Origin of the sequence: Shewanella loihica PV-4 (genome assembly GCF_000016065.1) — a bacterium.
Lineage (GTDB): Bacteria > Pseudomonadota > Gammaproteobacteria > Enterobacterales > Shewanellaceae > Shewanella > Shewanella loihica.
The window spans coordinates 3,004,851-3,020,256 of the sequence record NC_009092.1; the positions used below are offsets into that span (position 1 = coordinate 3,004,851).

General features: G+C 55.1%; 15 protein-coding genes. 3 read left to right on the forward strand and 12 right to left on the reverse strand.

Going from position 1 to position 15,406, the window contains the following annotated elements:
• Positions 1-6 precede the first annotated feature (6 nt).
• The 5 genes from SHEW_RS13190 to SHEW_RS13210 all read right to left on the reverse strand — a co-directional run bounded on the left by SHEW_RS13190 (position 7) and on the right by SHEW_RS13210 (position 4,827).
• Entirely contained in the window at positions 7-1,995 is a 1,989-nt protein-coding gene (locus SHEW_RS13190) for a monovalent cation:proton antiporter-2 (CPA2) family protein (RefSeq protein WP_011866345.1), read from the reverse strand.
• A gap of 5 nt (positions 1,996-2,000) precedes the next feature.
• On the reverse strand, positions 2,001-2,618 hold the full coding sequence (locus SHEW_RS13195; RefSeq protein WP_011866346.1) for an NAD(P)H-dependent oxidoreductase: 618 nt from the start codon (positions 2,616-2,618) through the stop codon (positions 2,001-2,003).
• Between the two features lie 230 nt (positions 2,619-2,848).
• Positions 2,849-3,394, reverse strand: coding sequence for a GNAT family N-acetyltransferase (locus SHEW_RS13200; RefSeq protein WP_011866347.1), 546 nt, complete (start codon positions 3,392-3,394; stop codon positions 2,849-2,851).
• Positions 3,387-4,352 (reverse strand): homoserine O-acetyltransferase MetA, encoded by a 966-nt coding sequence (gene metA / locus SHEW_RS13205; protein ID WP_011866348.1) that lies wholly within the window; start codon positions 4,350-4,352, stop codon positions 3,387-3,389. Before metA ends, SHEW_RS13200 begins: the two co-directional genes overlap by 8 nt.
• Before the next feature lie 73 nt (positions 4,353-4,425).
• Positions 4,426-4,827 (reverse strand): YbaY family lipoprotein, encoded by a 402-nt coding sequence (locus SHEW_RS13210; RefSeq protein ID WP_011866349.1) that lies wholly within the window; start codon positions 4,825-4,827, stop codon positions 4,426-4,428.
• Positions 4,828-4,945: 118 nt separating this feature from the next.
• Here SHEW_RS13210 and SHEW_RS13215 point away from each other — a divergent pair, with 118 nt between their 5' ends.
• Positions 4,946-5,716 carry an SDR family NAD(P)-dependent oxidoreductase gene (locus SHEW_RS13215; RefSeq protein ID WP_011866350.1) on the forward strand — a complete coding sequence of 257 codons (771 nt, stop codon included), beginning with the start codon at positions 4,946-4,948 and terminating at the stop codon, positions 5,714-5,716.
• 80 nt (positions 5,717-5,796) lie between these two features.
• On the opposite strand, the gene ompW is transcribed toward SHEW_RS13215, so the two are convergent.
• From ompW to SHEW_RS13240, 5 genes are all read right to left on the reverse strand, one after another.
• A complete protein-coding gene (gene ompW / locus SHEW_RS13220) occupies positions 5,797-6,438 on the reverse strand; it encodes an outer membrane protein OmpW (RefSeq protein ID WP_011866351.1) in 642 nt (213 codons plus the stop codon).
• Between the two features lie 769 nt (positions 6,439-7,207).
• Complete coding sequence (locus SHEW_RS13225) at positions 7,208-7,417, reverse strand: hypothetical protein (RefSeq protein WP_041406666.1); 210 nt, start codon at positions 7,415-7,417, stop codon at positions 7,208-7,210.
• Between the two features lie 261 nt (positions 7,418-7,678).
• Positions 7,679-8,071: a YbaY family lipoprotein gene (locus tag SHEW_RS13230; RefSeq protein WP_011866352.1), complete on the reverse strand. Its 393-nt coding sequence runs from the start codon at positions 8,069-8,071 to the stop codon at positions 7,679-7,681.
• Between the two features lie 28 nt (positions 8,072-8,099).
• Complete coding sequence (gene tesB, locus SHEW_RS13235; RefSeq protein WP_011866353.1) at positions 8,100-8,963, reverse strand: acyl-CoA thioesterase II; 864 nt, start codon at positions 8,961-8,963, stop codon at positions 8,100-8,102.
• A 137-nt stretch (positions 8,964-9,100) separates the two neighbouring features.
• Positions 9,101-10,018 (reverse strand): SDR family NAD(P)-dependent oxidoreductase, encoded by a 918-nt coding sequence (locus SHEW_RS13240; protein WP_041406667.1) that lies wholly within the window; start codon positions 10,016-10,018, stop codon positions 9,101-9,103.
• Positions 10,019-10,425: 407 nt separating this feature from the next.
• On the opposite strand from SHEW_RS13240, the gene SHEW_RS13245 reads away from it, so the two are divergent.
• Positions 10,426-11,298: a 1,4-dihydroxy-2-naphthoate polyprenyltransferase gene (locus tag SHEW_RS13245; protein ID WP_011866355.1), complete on the forward strand. Its 873-nt coding sequence runs from the start codon at positions 10,426-10,428 to the stop codon at positions 11,296-11,298.
• A 72-nt stretch (positions 11,299-11,370) separates the two neighbouring features.
• Here SHEW_RS13245 and SHEW_RS13250 read toward each other — a convergent pair whose 3' ends face one another.
• Positions 11,371-11,907, reverse strand: a complete 537-nt coding sequence (locus SHEW_RS13250) for an aldolase/citrate lyase/malate synthase family protein (RefSeq protein ID WP_011866356.1) — start codon at positions 11,905-11,907, stop codon at positions 11,371-11,373.
• A gap of 181 nt (positions 11,908-12,088) precedes the next feature.
• Between SHEW_RS13250 and SHEW_RS13255 the strand changes: the two genes are divergently transcribed.
• Positions 12,089-13,621, forward strand: coding sequence for a DUF3612 domain-containing protein (locus SHEW_RS13255; protein ID WP_011866357.1), 1,533 nt, complete (start codon positions 12,089-12,091; stop codon positions 13,619-13,621).
• Between the two features lie 78 nt (positions 13,622-13,699).
• On the opposite strand, the gene gnd is transcribed toward SHEW_RS13255, so the two are convergent.
• Entirely contained in the window at positions 13,700-15,241 is a 1,542-nt protein-coding gene (gnd, locus tag SHEW_RS13260; protein WP_011866358.1) for an NADP-dependent phosphogluconate dehydrogenase, read from the reverse strand.
• Between the last annotated feature and the right edge of the window lie 165 nt (positions 15,242-15,406).

Below are 15,406 nucleotides of genomic sequence, written 5' to 3' on the forward strand. Positions count from 1 at the left end.
CGCCGCTTAAGGCTTGATCTGCTCGTCACCAGGCGTCGATGGCAAAGGCTCATCGACCCGCTTGACGGTCAGGGGCTCATCGCCGTCCAGTAGCTCGTCATAGCCCTTGGGCGGCGGCGTCCAGCCCCGCTCGCTCATGGCATACTTATCGTTTCTATCCCTGGCCATGGCGGCCTTGATGGTCTCTTCAAGCTCGATAAACAGCTTGCGATAGTTGTTATCGAATCGCTCGCCGCTGCTGTCATCTTTCCAGGCGCCGTAGAGCATGTCGGAGCTGCGCTTCTCGATGCGCTTGAAGGTGTTCTTCTGCTGCTCCACATGGAAGGGGTGAAAGCCGAGACACTTCATGGCGTCGGCCCCCAGCTCAAGGGCTGAGAGCAGGGTCTCCTTCTGGATGAAATCGGCACCTGCATCCCGCAGCAGATAGGCATGACCGCGGTCGAACGCCCGGGCAAGCACCTTGACCTTGGGATAGCTGTGCTTGACATACTTCACCAGCTCCACCGCGCTGTCTCGATTGTCCATGGCCACCACCAACAGGGAGGCTTCCTCTATCCCAGCCGTATGCAGCAGGTCCGGGCGGGTCGCATCACCAAAATAACTCTTCACATTGATGCGCCGCAGCATATCCACCTGGCTAATCTGATGATCCAGCACCACAGTCTTGATGCCATTGGCGCTCAGCAGGCGATTGATCACCTGTCCGAAACGACCGACGCCCGCGATGATCACGCTGCCGTGCTCATCTATGGTGTCCGCCTCGCGATCCGCCTTGGCGCTGCGATACCTGGGCTCAATAAAACGCTCAAACAGAATAAACAGTCCTGGGGTCAACATCATGCTCAGGGCCACCACCAATGAGAGCTTCTGCGCCAGCTCGCTCGGCAGCACATGATTCTGCACGGTGAAACTGAGCAGCACGAAACCAAACTCCCCTGCCTGGGCCAGACTGAGGGCGAACAGCCAGCGATCGCTTTTGCCTATCTTGAACACAGGCGAGATCAGCAAGAGCACCAAGGCCTTAAGCACTATGATCCCCAGGGTCAGCCCCAGGATGAGGCCGAGATCCTGCCACAGGATGCCAAAATCGATACCGGCACCGACTGTGATAAAGAAAAGCCCCAACAGCAAGCCCTTGAAGGGGTCGATATTGGACTCAAGTTCATGGCGAAACTCACTGTTGGCCAACACCACGCCCGCCAAAAAGGTGCCCAGAGCCGGCGAAAGCCCCACCAGGCTCATCAGGGCCGCGATGCCAATCACCAACATCAGGGCGGTGGCGGTAAAGATCTCCCTCACCCCGGATGAGGCCACGAAACGAAACAGGGGACGGCTCAGGTAGTGGCCGCCCACCACTAAGATGGCGATAGCCGCGACGATCACTATGGCGTAGGCCCAGGGCGGCAAGCCGGCCACCAGACTTATCTCTTCGTGCTTGGTCGCCACCTGAGTCGCCGCCTGCTGCGCCTGCTCCACCAGCTCCGGCAGGGCCAACAGTGGGATAAAGGCCAGCATGGGGATCACAGCGATATCTTGAAACAGCAACACAGAGAAGGCGTTTCGGCCACCATCGGTGCGATTGAGTCCCTTCTCGTTAAAGGTTTGCAACACGATCGCCGTCGATGAGAGCGCGAAGATAAGGCCTATGGTAAAGGCGATGCTCCACTGCACCTCGAAATAGAGCGCAATGGCCGCCACGGCGGCCGTGGTCAGCGTAAGCTGCAACCCACCCAGGCCCATCAGGCGGTTCCGCATGGCCCACAGCATCTTAGGTTCGAGCTCGAGTCCCACCACAAACAGCATCATCACCACACCGAACTCGGCAAAGTGCTGAATGACTGAGGTCTCCTCCCCCACTAGGCCGATCACAGGCCCTATCACCACCCCGGCGATCAGGTAGCCAAGTACCGAACCCAGGCCAAAACGCCTGGCCAGGGGCACGGCGATCACGGCGGCGACCAGATAGATAAAGGCTTGCAGGAAATAGTTAGTCATGGCGCTTACCCCGTGATGATCTGATCCAGATGGCCGTTTAACCTCTCAAGCTTGGCGGCCAGACGGCGATTGAGCTTGCCCGCCACCAGGGCTGTGAGCAGCTCGCGCCACTCCTCGAGGTGCTGCGCCATCAGGCCATCTTCGACGGCGGTGCGGGCACCAAACAATGCGAATGGCGGCAGATAACGCATACCGGTGAGGCTGGCGGTCTGCTCCAACGGCGCCAGCAGCTGTTTCAGGGTGAAATGATTGTAACCCTCGGCCTGATAGGCCTCCTCCTTACCCCCGGCCGTGATGGCGCAGAAGAAGCGCTTACCCTTGAGTGCATTGCCATCCGTGCCATAGGCAAAGCCATATTCCAGCACCAGGTCTTGCCACTCCTTTAGGATGGCGGGCGTGGAATACCAGTAGAGGGGAAACTGAAAGATCACCACATCATGGGCCAGCAGGCGCTGCTGCTCGCGCTCTATGTCGATATCAAACTCGGGATACTCGCCATAGAGATCCACAGTGGTGACACCGGGTATCGTCTTGGCCAGTTCAAACAGGGGCAGATTAACTTCAGATCTATGTTGGGAAGGATGCGCCAATAACAGGAGTACGGCTTGTTGTGGCTCTGACATGAGGATCCATTCTCGAGGGTGACGCGTCGGGTGAATACCGGGCGCTAGGTCTAGATAAAATAGCGCCTAACACCTTGTTCTTCAAGCGCAGCCAGCGCCAGTCTGGGCAATTTTTTCCGTTTAGCCTGTTATGTGCCAGGTCTGTTATTTGCCAGGGCGGTTATGTGCCTGTGCGTTATGTACCAGGTCTGTTATTTACCAGGCCGTTACGTCCCGAGAGCCTAGCAAGGTTATTCGGGGGTGCGGAAGAGATAGAGGCGAACCCCGTCATCCTCGTAGCAGTCTATCTGCTCCATACCCGCCTTTTCCAGCACACGGCTGGAGGCGACGTTTTCCACCATCACCTCGGCATAAACGCAGGCTATGCCTAATATCTCTCTGGCGTAATGCAGACAGGCAATCACGGCCTCGGTGGCCAGCCCCTTGCCCCAATACTCGGGCAGCATGCGATAGCCGATATCCACCCCGCCCAGGCCGCGGTTGAGCAGCGGCTCATACTTGACGCCGCAGAAGCCGATAAGCTCATTGCTCTGCTTGTGGATCAGCGCATAACGGGCATAGCCTGGGTCGCGATAACCTGCGAGCCAATACTTCTCAATGACATGCCTGGCATCATCCAGGCTCTTGACCGCATCCTCATCGCCGGTATAACGCACCACCTCTGGATGAGAGGAGAAACGGTACACCGCCTCTGCATCCTCCATCACAAACTGGCGCATGGTGAGCCTGGGTGTCTCGATCAGAGTAGGCGCTGCGCCCGTATCCGCTTTAGTCATTGTCCTCGGCATCCTTGTACTCATGCTCCCAGGGGGTGATAGCGCTCATATCATGGAGATCATAGGGGGTCAGCTGGTAGACATAGTAGTTAAGCCAGTTGCTGACCAAGAGACTGCCGTGACCATGCCAGCGGGCGACTGGCGCCTGACTGGGGTCATCGCCGCGAAAATAGTTTTTCGGCACTCTCGGGTTAAGGCCTTCGGCGAGATCTCGCTGATACTCGTCTTTCAGGGTGGATTTCTGATATTCGGGGTGGCCCATCACAAACAGGTTGCGATTGTTGCGGCTCAGCACCAGGTAGGCGCCCGCCTCGTCGGACTCGGCCAGCACCTGCAGCTCCTTGTGAGCCTTGAGATCGGCCACTTCCATCTCGGCAAAGCGAGAATGGGGCGCGAAGAACTCATCGTCAAAGCCCCGCAGCAGCGGAAAATGTTTATGGGTGCGCTGGTGATTAAACACTCCGGAGCGCTTGGCCGAGAGCAGCTTACGCTGCAGGCCATAGAGGTGATACAGGGCCGCGTGGGCCGCCCAGCAGAGAAACAGCACCGAGGTCACATGGTGCTGGGACCAGTCGATGATCTCGCGAATATGATCCCAGTAGGTTACCTCTTCAAACTCTATCTGCCCCAAAGGCGCGCCCGTGATGATCAGGCCATCGTAATTCTTATGGCGCACCGCCTCGAAATCACGATAGAAGTTGTTCATATGGTCGATAGAGGTGTGCTTGGAGACCTTGTCATGGATGCGCAGCAGATCCACATCCACCTGCAAGGGGGTATTACCCAGGAGGCGAAGCAGCTGAGTCTCAGTCTCTATCTTGTTTGGCATCAGGTTGAGGATCAGCACCTTCATGGGTCTGATATCCTGATTGGCCGCCCGGGTCTCGGACATGACAAAGATATTTTCTGATTCGAGAATTTCCGCCGCTGGCAGATTATCGGGAATTTTTACCGGCATACCGCGCCTCTTTCGACCTGGTTAACAGAGCCCCACAACAGGCTAGGTGTCGCAAGCGGCGCGGTGTATCACCTTAACCGCCGACGCGCTGCACTAGCACAGAGATAGGCGCACTATCGCCTAAATCTATGGGGTAGGATTGAGTATTGATGAACATCAGCTTGCCATCCAGGGTGATCTTGGCGCCCACACTATAGGTGTGTCCCGCCTCGAACTGATCCCTTGGGATGACAAAACCAAAGGGTGCCGGCGTGGTCACATCGTCGCGCTCGAAGGCCGCTAACACCACGGCAGGCGCATCCATCTTAGACACGTCCTGGATCTGCACTGACAGCACAGCCTGGGGTGGTAAGGCGATTCGCTCCTTAAACCAAACCTCCCCCTGGATCTCCACGCTGGCATTAGGGGTTGCACAAGCCGTCAACAGGCCCGCACTCATCGCCACTGCCGCTAGGGGTTTTAACCATCTGTTCATACTCTTGCTCCTAATCATACATCAAGACTTCTGGATGTCCATATGTCTATACTATAAATCTTGTTCTCTATCAGAGATCTTCATATCATAGGCGAACCATTTATTGAGAAATAGCCTCATGTCTCAAGCTACTGCAATAATTGTGGGCGCCAGCTCACTCGTTAGTCGTGAAATTGCCAAACAACTTGCCGAGCAAGGCGTCGAACTGGCCCTGCTGGCACAAGATACCGAATCCCTTAAGGAATTTTCTCAGTCTCTGCCTACCCAGGTCAGCCTACATGAGCTGGCGATAGAGAGACCAAAGGATATCATCGCCACCCTGGAAAGCATCTGGCAGCAACTGGGCGGCGCCCATCTGGTGATCGTCAATACCGGCCTCAATGGCTATGACGCCTCCCTGCCCTGGCAACTGGAACAGGATATTATTACCGTCAATGTGCAGGGCTATAGCGCCATATGCAATACGGCATTCAGACTATTTGTCGATCAAGGCTATGGCCAGCTTGCCGCCATTAACTCCATCGCCGGACTGAGGGGCGGCCCCAGCGTGGCCTATCATGCCTCCAAGGCCTATGCCAGCAGCTACCTCGAAGGGCTGAGCATGCATGCCCAGCGCCTCAAGCTGCCGATCACCATTAGCGATCTTCAGCTTGGTCTGCTGGACAAGGCGGCCATGCAGCAGAGCCGTCTCTGGCTATCACCACCCCATGAGGTGGCGCGCCAGGCACTCAAAGCGATGCAGAAAGGTAAGCGCCGCGCCTATATCACCAAGCGTTGGCGTCTGGTGGCCTGGTTAACCAAGCTGCTGCCTGAATTTATCTACAACACGCGTCACTGGCGTACCAAGGAAGAGCGCAAGGCGGCCAGAGCGGCCAAGAAGGCCCAATAGGCCAAAGAAAGCAGAAAGTTAAAAAGCAGAGATGAAAAAGGAGCCGATTGGCTCCTTTTTCTTTTCGCTATCTAGCGAGATTAGAATGTGTAGCCTACGCTCACCATGTAAACCCAAGGATCGATATCGGTTTCGATGCTAACCGCTTGACCGGCAAGCTTGAAGTTCACGTCGGTATTGATCTTGGCGTACCACACTGAGGCGTTAACCAACCAGTTCTTGTTCACTTGGTAGTCGATACCCGCTTGCGCCGCTAAGCCCCATGAGTTGCTTAGGCTAAGGTCGGTCAATGCACCATCGAGGTCATTGGTAAATTCACTGTCGAAGAAGTTAGTGAAGTTCACACCGGCACCGATATAAGGACGTAGCTTAGAATCGGCCGAACCAAAGTAATATTGAGCCACTAAGGTAGGTGGCAGGTGCTTGGTCTCGGCAATCTTACCAACGCCTTTTAGCGATACGTCATGGCTAAAAGGGGTAGCGGCCAACAACTCGATACCAATGTTGTCGGTCAGCATGTAACCGAAGTTCAGACCCAGCTGCGTGTTGCTGCTGATGTTGAATTCGCCAAAACCAGCAACGTCTTCGCTCGACTCATTAGGGGCAACAACAACACCACCGGCACGAACGATGATGTCACCAGCTTGGTGAGCAGAAGCGGCAAATCCAGTAGACAGTAGGGCGGCAGCGATCAGACCTGAAACGATAGTTTTTTTCATCATACTACTCCATTAATACAACAGTTAACGTTGTTTTTATTATCAAAATCCTTACATTTGCGCGTATCCTGCCAGATAGGCACCAAGAAGTTCTTGATCCAAATCAATAAGCTAGGGTAATACCCCTTTTTGTATAGCTAGGCGCGATCCAGATCACAGCAAATAAACAAACATTGACAATACCCCTTTAATTTCCGTGACCCATATCCGCATCGTTCACTTGTTGATCAACCAAGGCGAACTCCATCAAATTCAATTATTAACAAACTGACAACACAACATGAATTGGCGCTGCATTTAAGCATACGCCTCAAAAAAGATTGCTGATGGAAACTCCACTAACTGAGGGAAGTGAACAAGCGATAACGGCCTAAAGACGCACCACAAACTTGGCAGATATGGGTGCAGGGGTTAGCGCATCAAGCTGACCGGGTAACTTTGATAGCCTGGGGCGGCGCAAGGAATATGGCGCGAGACATACACCGCTAGGAATACGGCGCTATGAATAAGCCGCTAGAAATACGCCACTAATAATAAGAGGCGCCTGCTTTTGCAGCTCCCTGATGGCAAAGCTAAGGAGACACTTTTTAGATGACACACTCTAAATGCCAAGCTCGAGATGACACGCTTGAGATGCCACTATCTAGATGACACGCATAAGATAACGAACCTCAGATAACCATCCCTAGCTGCCCCCCTTAGATAACAAAAATAAGGCGGTTATGCTGAGAGACCCGGCTTGAGACTATAAACTCAAATTGACTAGACTCGGCTAACCTGCCGCAGAGATGGCGAATGTGAGACACAACATCGCCAAGCTGAGCAGTACTAGGCTGGCAAACTGGGGCTCCTGAGCTCTAGGATCCTGCCAACTAGCATGCTGCCGACTATTGTGCTGCTCACACTGATCCTGAGATTTCGTGCCCTGCTCTTCGGCGCCGGGCAAGCTACCTATGAGATGATGACTGCCGATAAACTGCATCTGCTCTTCCTTGATTTGTTATTGTTATCACCTCACCCTATTGGATAAAATATATTTGATCAAGGATCATATTAGGGCACCTGGCTGAAATTTACTCAAGTCAATAGATATAAGAGCAAAGACGACGCCCCACAAGTGGTGATAACTTGGAGCAAAAATCGGAGCATAAATTGGAGCATTAAATAGTGGAAAATAGAGCATAAAAAAGGAGCCCTGAGGCTCCCTTATCTATCCATTAACTGCTTGGCTTATTTTACCAGCTTATTTGACCAGCTTCATCACCACTTCAGTGGTGTATTTGCCGTTGTTGATCACCGGGAACCTATCGTAGGTCTGGAAGATCACCTTACCCTGATACTGGATCATGGCGACCACACCATAGTTGACGTTCTTGTCTATGGTCTCGCGGGCAAAGGCAAACTTGAAGGGCACAGGCGCCCTGGCGATATCGAAGCTCTTCTGGGCGATGATGGCACCCGGGGTGTCGAGATCGATCACCGCTATGGTAATGCTACTGCCCTGAGGCAGATTAATCTTCTCCAGGTAACCGGCGGCGCCGTTGACGAAAATCGGAGGCTCAGGCTCTACCGTCACACAACCTGCCAACATAATAAGCAGCAAAGACGCCAATATGGCTTTCATTTTCATCTTCATCACATTCAACCTTTCACTCACTGTTCGTTTATCCCTGTGTTAATCGAATCAAGCCTTCCTGGGTCGCCGAGGCCACCAGCTCACCACTTTGGGTGTAAAACTCGCCGCGCACAAAGCCGCGGCCGCCACCTGCATTGGGGCTATCTATGCTATAGAGCAGCCACTGGCTGAGATCCAGCGGACGGTGGAACCACATGGCGTGATCTATGGTGGCCATGCGCATGCCCGGGGTTAAGAAGGAGACGCCGTGGGGCTGCGCCGCCGTCACCAGGAAATTAAAGTCTGAGGCGTAGGCCAGCAGATACTCATGCACCGAGAGATCCTTGGGCACCTTGCCATTGGCGCGGATCCACACATGCCTGATGGGCTCGCTCTGGTTGGGTTCCATGGGATTGCATGGATTAACCAGGCGCATCTCAAGCGGCGAGTCCGCCATAAACTTCTCCAGCACCTTACGAGGCACCTTGTCCCTCAGGGTCGAGGCCAGCTCCTGCTGATTGAGCAGGCCCTCAGGGCCCGGTACATCCGGCATCTTGCTCTGGTGATTTAACCCTTGCTCGGGCTTCTGGAAGGAGCAGGTCATGTAGAAGATGGGTCTGCCCTTCTGAATCGCCTTCACCCTGCGGGCGCTAAAGCTGCCGCCGTCGCGCATATTTTCCACGTCATAGACTATGGGTTGTTTCTCATCACCGGCGCGCAGAAAATAGGAGTGGAAGGAGTGTACCTGACGTTCGCTATCGACGGTTTGCGCCGCGGCGCTAAGGGCCTGGCCCATGACCTGTCCGCCAAACACATGGCCGAAGCCCAGATCTTGGCTCTGACCCCGATAGAGGCCTACCTCTATCTGTTCCAGCGATAAAAGGGATAACAGATCATCTAACACCTGACTCATGCAACCTCACCGATAACTCATCAATATTGGTCGTCAAGCTTACCTTAGATTCCCCTTATCTTGCTAGGGCAGTTAAACTTTCCTGGTGGTTCCTGCAGCAATTTGTCACCGATTCGCCATCTCTTCGTTATCTGGTCCTACTCAATATCCACATGGTGTTCGGCGGCGCTGCGCCTCGCCCAGGCGGTTACCTGCTCTTCGCCGGACTCATGAAAATGACAGGGCTGCGCCCGGTATAGCTCATCCCAGCGCTGGGCAATCACCTCGGGCTTGCAGCCATCTTCCACAATACGCAGCGGCTGAAACTCGACAAACATCCCGTGGCTCACACTACCGGCCGCGGCCAGCAGATGCTGACCACTGCAGGCCGTCGATGAGCAGAGGTACAGCAGGGTGGCATTGACCGAAGAGGTGCTAAACAGAGGCTTTACCAGAGGGCTGAGATGATGCGCCGTCATGGCGGTTAATGCCTCGGGCACCAGGGTATTGACCGAGATGTTGTAGTCGCGTCCCTCCTTGGCCAGGCTGTTGACCAGGCCGACAAGCGCCATCTTGCTGGTGCTGTAAGGGGTTTCATGCATGTCGCCATAGAGGCCACTGGCCCCCGCCGTCATGACGATGCGGCCATAGTTTTGCCGTTTCATCTGCGGCCACACCAACTTGGTCAGATGGAAACTGCCGTTGAGATCCACATCCAGCTGTCGCTGCCATTGCTCGAAGCTCAGGCTATCGAAGGAGACTGGCGTGTGGATACCGGCGTTATTGATGGCGATATCTATGCGACCCCAACGCTTGAGGACAGTCTCTATCGCGCTCTTTAGGGCCTGACTGTCGGTGACATCCAACTGAAAGCTCAGGCAGTCGGCGCCCAGTTCGGCCAGGGTACGGGCGGTCTTGTTGAGGCCTGCGCCGGCATAACTCTGGCAGCGACTATCGCCGCTACCCGAATCGATAATGGCCAAGCGCGCCCCGCGCTCGGCTAAGGCGATCGCGTAGGCTCGTCCTAAGCCAGCCCCCGCTCCTGTGACGACAGCAACCTGTTCATCAAAACGCATCATCCTGATCCTTGTCTCTCGCCGCCTAAACGCCCTAGTTAAGCCAAGTGCTAAATTTATAAAATCTATATAAATTAATTAGATAAGCTTAAAACATTCCCAGCAGAATCTCACAGTCAGACAGCTATAACAGCACATGTATGGCAAGAGTTCTTTGAGGCTGGCAACAGATTTGAAGGAAAGGGGTGACAAAGATGTGCGCCGCGTCAAAATTACACAAATTTTTAACAAGGCGTTTAAGCTTTATTAAAGGCTCTGGGGATTAGGCTAGAGCTCCCTGAAAAATAAAACGAGGCTGTTCACATAATGCTAATGCAAGCGCTTCATCGACTTGGGCTTTTTTGCTATGCTTGGGCTATATTTTCGAGCCTAGCTCAGTCCCTACCTAATAATTACGAACGCAGATAATGAATCCCTGGATCCTGGCGACACGCCCACGTACTCTTCCCGCAGCCATTGGCCCTATCTTAGTCGGTAATGCCCTTGCCCTGTCATTGACACAATTTAGTTGGCTTATCGCCGCAACTTCAATGTTGTGCGCCCTGCTGCTGCAGATCGCCGTTAACCTGGCGAACGACTACTTCGATTTTAAGAGCGGTATCGACACCGAGGAGCGACTCGGCCCGGTGCGCGTCACCCAGAGTGGCCTGCTCGACCCCAGCAAGGTACGCAACGCCATGATCGCCTGCCTGCTGCTGGCGCTACTGGTGGGCTCGCTGCTCATCTATCATGGTGGCTGGCCCATCGCCATCCTGGCCGCCGCCTCTATCCTCGGCGCCCTGGGTTACAGTGGCGGCCCCTACCCGCTGGCCTCCCATGGTCTGGGTGAAGTCGCTGCCTTTATCTTCTTCGGCCTGGTGGCCGTGGTCGGCAGCTACTACCTTCAGGCCCATGACACCAGTGTCGCCGCCTGGATCTTAGGCAGCGCCATCGGCCTGTTTAACGCCGCCGTGATGCTGGTAAACAACACCCGCGACATCCCCACGGATGCCAAGGCAGGCAAGCGCACCCTGGCGGTTAAGATAGGTGAAGGTCAGGCCAGAGTCCTGTATCAGGCGCTTGTCTATCTGCCTTTCGCCCTCGTCATCGGCGGTTTTCTGCTTGGGACTTTACCCGGCCTGCCTGTGCTGCTCGGTGGCCTGTCGCTAGTCCTGGCGCGCAAACTCAACAGCGAATTTAGTCAGACCTCGGGGGCGGCGTTAAACCCGCTGCTGGGACGCACGGCGAAACTCACGGTGATCTTCAGCGCCCTGTTCAGCCTAGGACTCGCCTTAGCCTAAAGCGGCAAACCGACATAGCCATAAAAAATGCCAGCAATTGCTGGCATTTTTTATGGCGAGTCATCACACAATTTAGAGGCAGTATTCGGTTCCGTCTTTCGAGGTGAACTCTTTACAGTGTTGATCTGCCTGACCCGTGACCAGACTGGTCCAGGTACGCTGACATGGGCTCTGCGCGCTATTGACGATAGTCATCAGCGCCGCCTCGACCTGCACATCGTTGATGCCGGCCAGATCGTGACGTCCCTGCTCGCCGCGGCGATCCAGCGCGATCTCGATATGGAAGCCGTTATTCTTCAACACCAGAGAGCTTGGCTCGCACTTATGACCAGAGAGGGCCACAAACTGCTTGGGCTGTGCCAGACCGCTCTGGCTGCCATCGGCGAAGAAGGCCAGTAGCTGCTTGTAGTAGATCACATAGCTGCAGACATCCTGGTGAGAACCCTGACTCAGTGGAAAGTACTGATCCAAGATCTGCTTGGCATAGGTCAGGCCATCTTGCTGCATCTGAGGTGCCAGCGCATTGTTTCCGTTAATCTGTGTCATAGGCATTACCTGCTTGATGAAGTTGTAAATACTCTGGTCTAGTTGTTCTGTCTGTATATTCATCGCCTCATCCCTCTCACTTATGCTATCTATCGCTATGTTTGACTCGCTGATGACATCTTTGCCCTACAGCTTTAAGTGGCACTCTAAGGGATTTGTCGCTTCCCCGATTGCTTAATTTGTAGTCTAGCGGCTTTTTCATTACAATTTCACAATAGAAATTTCACAGTGTGAATTTTACAAAATGAAGACCAATAGCAGCTTGATGAGAAAATCGCATTTCCTGGGCACTAAGATACGCAATCTCAGGAAACGTAATAATCTAACCATGGAAGACCTATCGGCCCGCTGTGTCAGGGTGGATGCGGATTCCGCGCCCTCTGTCTCCTACCTCTCCATGATAGAGCGCGGCAAGCGCGTGCCCAGTGCCGGCATGTTGGCAGTGATCGCCGCCGTGTTTCAAAAGGAGGTAGATTGGTTTCTCGACGACGCTCCCGAGGAGCAGGCGATCACGCCGGTCAAGGGGTCTCGCGGCGGGATCAGTGGCATGGCGCTGGAGCCAAGCTTCTTGTTTTCTAACGAGATATTGCAGATCGCCATCCCTGAGATGCTCTCTCAGACGGGGATCAGCGGCCGGCAATTTGCGCACCTGTTGATCCGTGCCCATCAGGAACATCATCAGAATCATTTTCCCGATCTCGAGCGCGCCGCCGAAGAGGTGGGGCTCAAACGCATGCCCCTGAGCCTCGAGGATCTGCTGGCGATAGTCCAACGTCTCGGCCTGGTAGTAAAATGGTTTACCCGCGCGCCCAAGGCGATCCGTGAAGAGGCGGGGGCCGGCAAGCAGCACATCATCACCTCCTATTTCGAGCAGCCCAACAAGATCTGCCTCAACCAGCTGCTCAACCAGCATACCCGCCGCCTCAAGTACGACCTGGCAGTCCATATCGGCCACAGCGTGCTGCACAATAAAGACGGTTTAAAAAGTATCATGGTGGCCGGACGCAGCCATGGCACCAGCCTGGTGGATGAGGCGGACAATCGTGGGCAATCCTCCACAGTGGACGCCCAGGATATCCTGCATGCCTGGCGGGATTTCGAGTCCAGCTTCTTCGCCGGCGCCCTACTCTGTCCTAAGGTGCCCTTCAGGCAGCTGCTCGACCGTCACGGCTATGAGATAGATGTGGCCAAGTTGGTGGATGTCTCTCCCTCGGTGGCCATGCGCCGCATGACGGCGGTCTCCCCCTATAGCCACTGGCACTATTTCGATGCCTACTCGCCCGGTAAGCTCAAGGCCGTGTATCGCGGCAACGGTATTCCCCTGCCCTGGGGCAACATGCGCCAGGTGGAAGATCCCTGCCAGCACTGGGCGGTGTTTAGGATGATCAACGCCTCGACCCAGGGCTCCTCGGCGCAGATCTCCATCCTGGATGTGGCCAACGAGCCCAAGATCTACTGCTGCGAATCGATTCGGGTGAAAGACCTGGCGGGCAATCCCCATGTGCTCTGCGCCGGTATCGACCTTAACCCAGCCATCGAGGCCCAGGGCGGCGATGCCAACCAGGTGGCGCAGCAACTCAAGGAGGTCTGTGTGGACAATGGCGGCTCGGCGCCCCTGCCCAGCAACATCAAGACGGACATCAAGCGTGTGGCGAAGATCCTCAACATTAACTGGGTGGAGCGTGGCATCGACAGCGAGGCTCGGCTCATCTGTTCCCGCGGCGCCAGCTGCCCCCGCAAGCCTAGCTGCTACGAGAGTGGTGGCTGTCAGGGCTAGGCGGCCACAACGCCGAGATAAAAAAACCGCTAGTCAATCGCTAGCGGTTTTTCTTTTCTATTGAAGCTTGATGAAGCACTAGAGCTTCTCTAGCGTGCGCTCGCTATGGCTCCAGTTGAGGTGATACTTCTCGCCGGCGGGCATGTCGATACGCTCAAAGGTATGCGCGCCGAAGAAGTCCCGCTGACCTTGAAGCAGATTGGCAGGCAGGGTCTCGCTGCGGTAGCTGTCGTAGTAGGCCAGCGCCGAGCCGATACAAGGCACGGGCACGCCGCTCATGATGGCCCTTGCCACCGCGCGGCGCCAGTCTTGCTGCTTGGCCGACAAGGCCAGGCTAAAGGTCTCGGCCATCAGCAGGTTATCGAGAGACTCACCCGCCCGCTGTGCCTGTTGATAAGCCTGAGTGATCGATTGCAGGAAGGTGGCGCGAATGATACAACCGGCGCGCCAGATCTTGGCGATTTCGGCAAAATCCAACCGCCAGCCGCGCTCCTGAGCATTCATCGCCATCAGCTGGAAACCCTGGGCATAACAGGCGATCTTGGCGCAGTAGAGGGCGTTTTCCAGCTCATCGATAAAGGCGGCGCGCTCATCATCACTCAATGTCAGCGCCTCGGGGCCAGCCAGCAACAGGCTTAGCTGCTGACGCTGATGCTTCTGGGTGCTCACCGCCCTGGCATAGACTGCCTCGGCGATAGTCGGCGCAGGGCAGCCAATCTGCAGACTGCTGACTGCGGTCCACAGGCCGGTGCCCTTCTGACCCGCCTTATCCAGAATCATCTCCACCAGCGGCTTGCCGGTAAGAGGATCGGCCTGTGACAGCACATCGGCGCTGATCTCCATCAGGTAGCTGTTTAGGCTGCCCTGGTTCCAGCGCGCGAAGATCTTACCCACCTCGGCGGCGCTCAGCCCAAGACCATCGCTCAGCAGCTGATAGGCCTCGCAGATCAGCTGCATGTCGGCGTATTCGATGCCGTTATGCACCATCTTCACATAGTGACCGGCGCCTGCCGGGCCTATGTAGGTGGTGCATGGCTCGCCCTCGGTCACAGGGTTACCCGGCTCCTGGCGCTCGATAGGCAGGCCGGTCTTAGGGTCTACCTTGGCGGCAATCGCCTCCCAGATCGGCTTGATTCTGTCCCAGGCCTTGATGTCGCCGCTCGGCATCAGAGAGGGCCCGAAGCGTGCACCCATCTCGCCGCCTGAGATGGCGCAGCTAAAGAAGATAAACTTGTCCTGATATTGGGCTTCGCGGGCCACGGTATCTGTCCACAGGCTGTTGCCCGTATCCACCACGATATCGTCCTGCTCTATCCCGGCCTCAAGCAGGGCATTACAGACGCCATCCACTGGCGCACCGGCAGGTACCGACAGGACCAACACCCGAGGTTTTGCGAGACTGGATAACATTTCTGAAAGATTGCTACATCCTAGGATGCGCTGCGCTTGCAAGGCGGGACGCTCTTTTTGCTCCTGCTCAAGCAGGGCATCTCGCTTGGTTGAGTCGAGATCGAAGGCGGCGACGCGGTAGCGATTGTCGGCAATATTAAGCGCCAGGTTTTTGCCCATAACGCCTAGGCCTATCACGCCTATGTCGAGGAGGTCTGAGTGATTTTGCATGAGATTTTTCCCCATGGGAAACTGAGATTGTCTACACCTATCCTTTATTATAGTCTGGACTATCTGAGTCAAATCATAAGCTTAAATCGCTCAATTGTTTCAACTGCGAGCCACATAGTCGATAGGCACGAAATTGGTCGCGATTATACAAAAGTTGGTAAGTTA